Source organism: Streptomyces sp. NPDC045701 (assembly GCF_056432045.1).
The window spans coordinates 1-6,575 of record NZ_JBWKJV010000111.1 but is presented as its reverse complement, the minus strand read 5'-3'; the positions used below and the strand labels follow the sequence as shown (position 1 = coordinate 6,575).

Annotated in this window: 4 protein-coding genes and 1 pseudogene; 3 read left to right on the top strand and 2 right to left on the bottom strand. The window is 63.4% G+C overall.

Features of this window, described 5'->3' with window-relative positions; genetic code table 11:
- Together AC07DW_RS33025 and AC07DW_RS33020 are read right to left on the bottom strand one after the other, a co-directional pair.
- Window positions 1–501, bottom strand: a 501-nt coding sequence (locus AC07DW_RS33025) for a transposase (RefSeq protein ID WP_478861319.1), incomplete at its 3' end; no start/stop codon positions are given.
- A 50-nt stretch (window positions 502–551) separates the two neighbouring features.
- Window positions 552–641: pseudogene (locus tag AC07DW_RS33020) on the bottom strand (IS5/IS1182 family transposase); the annotation flags it as partial.
- 388 nt (window positions 642–1,029) lie between these two features.
- Here AC07DW_RS33020 and AC07DW_RS33015 point away from each other — a divergent pair.
- The 3 genes from AC07DW_RS33015 (at window position 1,030) to AC07DW_RS33005 (ending at window position 6,420) form a co-directional block, all read left to right on the top strand.
- Complete coding sequence (locus AC07DW_RS33015; RefSeq protein ID WP_478861318.1) at window positions 1,030–2,982, top strand: primary-amine oxidase; 1,953 nt, start codon at window positions 1,030–1,032, stop codon at window positions 2,980–2,982.
- Entirely contained in the window at window positions 2,975–4,504 is a 1,530-nt protein-coding gene (locus tag AC07DW_RS33010; protein ID WP_478861317.1) for an APC family permease, read from the top strand. The genes AC07DW_RS33015 and AC07DW_RS33010 overlap by 8 nt, the downstream gene beginning before the upstream one ends.
- A 1,136-nt stretch (window positions 4,505–5,640) precedes the next feature.
- Window positions 5,641–6,420 (top strand): hypothetical protein, encoded by a 780-nt coding sequence (locus AC07DW_RS33005; RefSeq protein WP_478861316.1) that lies wholly within the window; start codon window positions 5,641–5,643, stop codon window positions 6,418–6,420.
- The last annotated feature ends 155 nt before the right edge of the window (window positions 6,421–6,575 follow it).

The window sequence follows — 6,575 nt, the reverse complement described above, 5'->3', positions numbered from 1 at the left end:
TGGTGACCTTGAGTCGATCACCCGGGAAGGTACGCCCTCCGCATCCCACGAGGCACCCCGCCCCCGGCCGATCCACAGGTTCTGAGCATTGCTCCAACTCTGACTCGCAGAGCAGTAATTGAAATACAAGCCCCGGTGATCCCGGCCGTACTGGCGGGCCACCCCGGCCGGCTTGGTGCCCTTCTTCAAACACGCCGTCTCATCCAGCACCAGCACCCCATCCGGCCGGCCCAGATGCTGCACCACGAACGAGCGCACACCGTCCCGGAGCTGACCGGCGAGCCCCGAACGGGCCAGGAACCACTGCACCCGGTCCGGACCCGCGTGACCGGCGTACTCCGCGATCTGCCATCCGTTCTTCCGCTCCACCGGCGCGATCAGCGCCTTCAGATACGCCATCGCCAACCGGCGCCGGTCCACCCTGCCGAACACCCCTGCCAGCAAGGCAAAGAACTCCTCGAACCAGCCCGACCACACCCGCCCCGCACGCTCCGCCTGCATGAACAGAACAACGCGACACCCACCCAACAGACACTCACGGCTGTAGTACCGGCCCGTTGCGAGGGCGGCAGTTTGCAGCGGCGGGCACCCTCACGGGTAATGATCAGCATCGAGTCCCACTCCACGAGGGTGTGCGGGATGTCGAGTACGGCACGAAATCACCCTCTCACAGGGAATTGGTGCCATGGCCTGGCACCCGACGGCCAGCTGCCAGGATTGGTATCCGCTGCTACCCGGACACCTCCCTTTCTGTCAACGAGTCACCGCAGGCAGTTGCGAAAGATGCCAGCGGATTCGCCCCTGAAAGATCGGGGACGCGATGATCTTTGGACGGTCAGGCCAAGAGGACGGCACGCCGAAGAGTGCTACGAGGCGCGCCCTGATGAAGAGTGCCGGGGGACAACTCGCGTGGCGCCAGCTCAGGTGACCATAATGGTTGATGGGGTGTGATATAAGTCCCCAAGGTCTTCTCCGAATACACCCTGCCAGGCAGCCAAAAAGTACGAAGACATGAAATGAGAGATTTCAATGTCAGCTTCACCAGTGTCGGCGCCGGGGCTTCAGCATCCTCTTGCTGAAATCACGCCTAGCGAGGTAGCGGCCGTCCGGACGGCAGTGCTTGAGGCAGGTCTCGCCACGGACTCGACCCGATTTGCCTATGTCGGTCTTCAAGAGCCGCCGAAAAATGCTGTCCTTGAGTTCCCAGACGGCCCGTCCTCGGCTCGTTGCTTCCGCGTCCTTGCTCTGGACCTTGCAACACACATCTCGCGTGACATCGTGGTCGATGCGACCGCCGGGGAGGTTGTCAGCTACACCGAGCTCAACTCCACCGTGTCGGGCCAGCTACCCGTGCTGGTGGAAGAGTTTGAGCTCGTTGAGCAGTTGCTGTCCACGGATGAGCGCTGGCTGTCGGCCTTGGCCGCCAGGGGCCTCGACGTCTCTGAGGTGCGGGTTGCCCCGCTTGCGGCCGGGGCCTACCCCGAGGACTATCCGGACGAAACTGGACGGCGAATCCTGCGCGGCCTCGCGTTCCATCAGCAGCATGAGCGCGATCTTCCGTGGGCACATCCACTTGATGGACTGGTGGCCTACGTCGACACTCTTAACCGCGTGGTGGACCGGGTCATCGATACAGGCGCCGTACCCGTACCGCAGACCTCGGGAAATTTCGACGATCCGGCAATCACCGGGCCAGTCCGCACCACTCAAAAGCCTATCCACGTCACGCAGCCGCAGGGGGCGAGTTTTGTCCTCAACGGCAACGCCCTCCGATGGGAGAAGTGGTCAATGCGTGTGGGCTTCGACGTTCGTGAAGGCCTCGTGCTTCACCAGATCGGCTTCGACGAGGGAGGCGGTCTGCGGCCAATCATCTACCGGGCCTCGATCGCTGAAATGGTCGTTCCCTATGCCGACCCGTCTCCGCTCCGGTCGTGGCAGAACTATTTCGACACAGGCGAATACCTCCTTGGCCGGTACGCCAACAAGCTCGAGCTGGGATGTGACTGCTTGGGTGAGATCAGCTATCTCAGTCCGGTCATCGCTGACGAGCTAGGAAACCCACAGGTCCTCCCGAATGCTATCTGCATTCATGAGGAAGACGCCGGTATCCTGTGGAAGCACGCAGACCTATGGTCGGGGTCCAATGAAACACGGCGCCAGCGTCGGCTCGTCGTGTCCTTCTTCACCACCGTGGGGAATTATGATTATGGCTTCTACTGGTACTTTTACCTCGACGGAACAATTGATTTCGAGGTAAAAGCCACGGGTATCCTTTTCACTTCGGCGTACCCGGTCGAAGGGTCTGCGCACGCCTCAGAGGTCGCAAAGGGCTTGGGAGCCCCATACCACCAGCACCTCTTCAGTGCTCGGCTCGATATGATGGTCGACGGCCCTCGGAATTCTGTCGAAGAGGTGGATGTAGTACGGGCCCATAAAGGTCCGAGAGATGCTCGCGGCAACGCATTCACCGTGGTCCGCACGCTGCTGACCTCTGAGTCACAGGCGCACCGAGACGCAGATCCCTCGGTCAACCGGGTGTGGCACGTGCTTAACCGCGATGTGCGCAATCACCTGGGATACCCCGTAACCTACGCGCTCCTGCCCGAAGGTATGCCGACACTGCTGGCTGACCCGAAGTCGTCCATCGCTGCCCGCGCTGGATTCGCCACCAAACACCTATGGGTTACGCGGTATGATCCAGCAGAGCGATACTCGGCGGGTGACTTCGTCAATCAACACCCAGGCGGCGCTGGTTTGCCTGCTTACACCTCGGGCGACCGTAGCCTCGACCACGAAGACATTGTTCTCTGGCACACGTTCGGCCTGACCCATGTTCCCCGGCTGGAGGACTGGCCGATTATGCCCAGCGGCCGCGCAGGCTTCACCCTCAGGCCCGTTGGCTTCTTTGATCGCAACCCCACTCTGGACGTACCGGCTCAGCCACCGGTACACCGCCACACAAGGGACAGCAGAGATGGCTAAGGTAAGGAGCGAGCAGAACGGCAGTGCGGATCACGAGAGTTTGGCGCGCCGTCGTCTCGGCGTATTTGCCATGGTCTTCTTCGTTGTCGCTGCTGCGGCGCCGCTCGTGGGAATGACTGCGGCCGTTCCCGTCGCCATCGCGGTGGGAAACGGGGCCGCCGTCCCGGGTGCATATGTCGTAGTCGGCCTCGTGTTGGCCGTTTTTGGATCAGCGTATGCTGCCATGAGCCGCGTAGTGACCAACACCGGTGCATTCTTCGCCTATGTCGGCCGCGGTCTGGGATTGCGGGCCGGGCTGGGGGCGGCGTATGTTTCAGTGCTCGCCTATGTGAGCATTCAGTTGGGAATTTCTGGCTTCTTCGGCGCTCTCATGGCCGGTCGGATGGAGACGACCTTCGGCGTCGCCCTCCCTTGGTGGTCATGGTCGCTCCTCGCCTTGGCTATCGTGCTGAGCCTGTCCCTGCTCCATGTCGATGTCGGGGCTAAGGTCCTGGGTGTCCTGATGCTCTGTGAGCTGGCCAGCTTGATCATCACCGGGATCGCAGTGGCGTTTCAGGGTGGCCCAGACGGTGCCCAGCTTGGAGCCTCCTTTGCGCCCCAGCACATTTTCGCGGGTGGGTTTACAGGATCCGCAGGCATTGCCCTGGCTTTTGCATTCGCTGCCTTCATTGGATTTGAGGCCGCCGCGGTCTATGGGGAGGAAAGCCGCGACCCAAAGCGGAGCGTGTCCCGAGCCACATACGTTGCTGTCGGCTCGCTCACGGTTCTGTTCGGCTTCACTTCGTGGGCCGTCGTCAGCGCACTGGGCTCGGATCAGGTTGTAGCTCGGGTAGAGCAGATCTCCACCCTCGGCGGGACTCCGCTCGCGGATCCTGCCGCAGTGCTCCTGCATGTGGCCAATGACTATGTCGGGGGGTGGCTCAGTACCGTTATGAGCTGGCTGTTGGTATCCAGCCTGTTCGCAGGGTTGCTCGCGTTTCAGAACTCTAGCGGCCGGTACTTGTTTGCGCTCAGCAGGGCTGGTGCCCTCCCACGGATGGTGGGACATACCAGGTGGGGTGGGGTGCCAGCCTTCGCTCTCGGAGTTGTCAGTGTGGTGACAGCCGCCGGCGTCACCATTTGCACCGCTGCTGGTCTGGACCCGGTTGTCGAGCTGGTGTACTGGTTTACGGGTTTGGCTGTCATTTCGATCGTCTTTGTTGAGATCCTGGTGTGCCTCGCCGTTCTGGTCTACTTCCGGGGCGGCCGCACGGCCAGTCACCTGTGGGCGACCAAGATCGCGCCTTCGGTCGCCGCTGTAAGCCTGGCATGCGGCTTGGTCCTGCTGATGTCCCGATTCGGCCTGATCGCCGGCACTGTTCAAGAGGGCGTCGATCCCACACTCCACTTGTGGTCGCTCAACGGAATCGGATGGACCCTCGTCCTTGCTCCCTTCGCCGTGTGGATCGCCGGGTTCCTCGTCGGCGGCACGCTCGGCGCCCACCGAAACAGCTCTGCAGCCCTGCGCGACTTCCTCACCTGAACCTGTACTGCCAACACAATCCCCCCGTGACTGGCTGCCCGGCAACAAATCAGCCGCCCGCACACCCTCCGGACAACTCGTCCGGCCCGGTGGCTGCCCGGCCTGCCGTTACATGGCCGGCTGGTATCGCAGACGGCACCTGCCGCTGCGTGCCCCGAAACTGCCTGCCCTCCTCAGCCCGGCGCAGCGCTCTGCCGCCTACAAGCGCCTCGTCCGCCCCACCATTCAGGCACGGTCTCTATCGTGGGTCCGCTTGCGCGGGCGGGTTAGGCCGCCCTTCGGTCTGGCGCCAGCGCGGGACGGCGATGTATAGACCCGCCCGGTGTGGCAAAGGCTCAAGTGAATGGCGGCCGGCCCTTGAGGGGCCTCGCGTTTTCCGGACAGGGTCTGATCCATCAATTCGGGAAGCTGCGAACCAGCGGCTGGGACGCACTCTACGGGCTGCTGAGCATGTCGCCGTTCGTCCGGCATCACATCAACATGCTCGGCCGGTACTCCTTCCAGCTCCCGGATCAGACCGGGCGGTATCCGTGACGAATCATGTCCGGGCGCTTGCTGCCATCACCCCAGTGGCCGTGACCGTTCTCCCACCAGATCCGGATGGGGATCCGCGCCCACTGGTGCGGGCGGCGAGGTAGCCGGCCCAGGAGGTCTTGGCGAACCCTGCCCAGCGGACTGCGGTGTTGGGGTGGAGGCCGAGGATGCTCGCGCCGCCGACGCAGCCTCCGGTGGAACTGTTCCAGCACGCAGAACACGTACCCCTTCCAGTCCACCGTCCCCGGCTCCAGGCCCGGCGCTGCCAGTCCTGATGGGCCGCAAAGAAGGTGGGACGGGTCTCGTCCTCGTAGTGGCAGGTGCGGTACAGGTACCGCGTGCTCCAGGGCGGGGCGGTGCTCCGGGGGAGTGGGCGAGACCGTCCGCGGCGGGCGTCCTTGGGTTTGATCTTGTCGGTGGCGAGGGTGGCGCAGATACGGGCGAGGGTGGGGGCGAGACGGGGCCGGGGAGGCCGATCGACGGGGTCCCGTATAGCAGATTTTGTACCCAGTGAGGGGATATTGCGGGTTTTGGTGATCGAGTTGACTTTCTAGCGCCGCGCTACGGCGGCTCCCTTTCCCCGACTGCGCCGAGGATTTCCTATGCCTGGTTCGAAGAAGCTGATCACCGCTGTCCTGGCTTCGGCGGTGTTTGCCCCGCTCCTCGCGTCCACGGGAGCTTTTGCCGCGGAGGCTGGCACACCGCCTAGCCATACTTCTTCCGGTGCCCGTGATGCCGTGACATCTGCGGCTGGGGAGCCGCAGATGCCGGTACCGATGCCGACGCCGGTGCCCACGGGTTTGCCTGAGCTGTGGCACGTGCAGCCGAAGGCTGGGGAGCCCGGCGCCGCGTCAGCGCCTTCGGAGTCGCAGGGTGCGGGAGTCTCGGACGGCGTGGGTCTTTCCTTGCAGGACGCGCTGGATAAGGCGAAGGAGGCAATCGCGGGGGACCCGGCGATGAAGGACTGGGACGAGCTGGCCAGCGTGTCTCTTTACGGAAAGGAGACCCATGACGTCAAGGGTCTGACAACCTGGCAGTTCTCCTTCGTCGGCGCCGACACCGGTACTCCTGCCTCGGAGGGTACTCCCCTGCGTGAGTCGGTTGTGGCTTTCGTGGATTCCACATCGGGTCAGGTCAACCTAGTCAAGGCTGTCTCTCCTTCACAGGACCGCCTCTCGTCGCCTCTGCCCGCGATGACGCCTGAGGACGCTGTGAAGCTGGCGCAGTCAGCCGGCCTGGCCGCTTCCTTCTGGCGGATCGACCTGCGAAACGACGGCTCGGACACAGAAGGAAATGTCTCCTACAGGATTTTCCCGCAGGCGGGTCCTGACAAGAGCGTGGACGTGAACACGGCCACGGGCGAGGTAGTCGAGAACCCGTAACAGATCCGGGAAGGCCGCATCCGTACTACTCGCCGGGCGTATCGGCGACGGCGCCCAGCTGGTACTACAGCCGTGCGTGTCTGTTGGGTGCGTGACGCGTTGTTCCGTTCGTGGAGACGGAGCGCGCGGTAGAGGTGTGGTCGGGCTGGTTCGAG

Excerpts from the sequence above, each read along its gene's own strand:
- AC07DW_RS33005 (WP_478861316.1), top strand. The coding sequence starts at position 5,641 with ATGCCTGGTTCGAAGAAGCTGATCACCGCTGTCCTGGCTTCGGCGGTG.
- AC07DW_RS33015 (WP_478861318.1), top strand. The coding sequence starts at position 1,030 with ATGTCAGCTTCACCAGTGTCGGCGCCGGGGCTTCAGCATCCTCTTGCT.
- AC07DW_RS33010 (WP_478861317.1), top strand. The coding sequence starts at position 2,975 with ATGGCTAAGGTAAGGAGCGAGCAGAACGGCAGTGCGGATCACGAGAGT.